1 protein-coding gene is annotated in these 891 nt (G+C 31.9%); it reads right to left on the bottom strand.

Going from position 1 to position 891, the window contains the following annotated elements:
- Window positions 1-165: 165 nt before the first annotated feature.
- The coding region (locus GQ589_RS11785) for a M23 family metallopeptidase (RefSeq protein ID WP_237399241.1) at window positions 166-891 on the bottom strand (726 nt) is incomplete at its 5' end.

Genomic DNA, 891 nt, shown 5'->3' with positions numbered 1-891 from the left:
AATAATGTGAAAATCATCATCTGAGGTAGCATACATATAAATTTCTACTTTTTTATCACCTATATTTCCAGTGTATACACGATAGATAGATTGTGCTAACTGCGGTAGGAATAGGATTATTATTAATAAATATTTTATTCTGTTCATGTATTTCTACCTTTATTTTTAAATATAATATTTCTTACCATTTATTACCGCTTCTTTTTGATCTTCTATATCTATAGAATTTAAATTGACAAAAAAAGCAGGATTTATCTTATAGCCTAATTTTCTTTTTTGAGGATCTTTTTCGTTTTCCTCTAGCGATCTATTATTATCAATGTTCATTGCTATTTCTAAATGTAAATGTGTATTAGGAAATCCTTTCGCATTTCCTGTGTCGGATGTATAACCGATATGATCACCAGCTTTAACTTTGGTACCTTTTTGTATTCCAGATACTTTTAGATCTTCATGTAAATGGCAATACCGAATATAAAAATAATCACTGTTTATATCAAAATCGCTCGCTTGTACAAATTCATCTTTCCCTTTTCCTGAAAACTCCAACGTATAATCATTTTGAGATGCTCGCAAATCATCACCTTTCACTTTTAAAACAATTACATTACCATAACTACCTTCACCACAAGCTTTTACAATTTCGCCATCTAAACAAGCAAAGCATGGTGTACCTATACGTGCAAATATGTCTAAGCCTGCGTGAGCCCAAGGTATAGGCTTTCCTGGATTCTTATCATTATTAGTACGAACTAAACCGAAAGCACCGTTAGATGGTTTAATATTTCTACTTGAATTATAATAAGTCCTTTGTGGATTTTCTAAAGGCTCATGCCAGAGTTTTGTTTTTTCTTGGAAATAATCCACCATCGCCACCGGGTGAATAAACCA

Source organism: Gilliamella sp. Pas-s27 (assembly GCF_009795865.1).
Classification (GTDB): domain Bacteria; phylum Pseudomonadota; class Gammaproteobacteria; order Enterobacterales; family Orbaceae; genus Gilliamella.
This window is presented reverse-complemented; position numbering and strand designations above follow the sequence as displayed.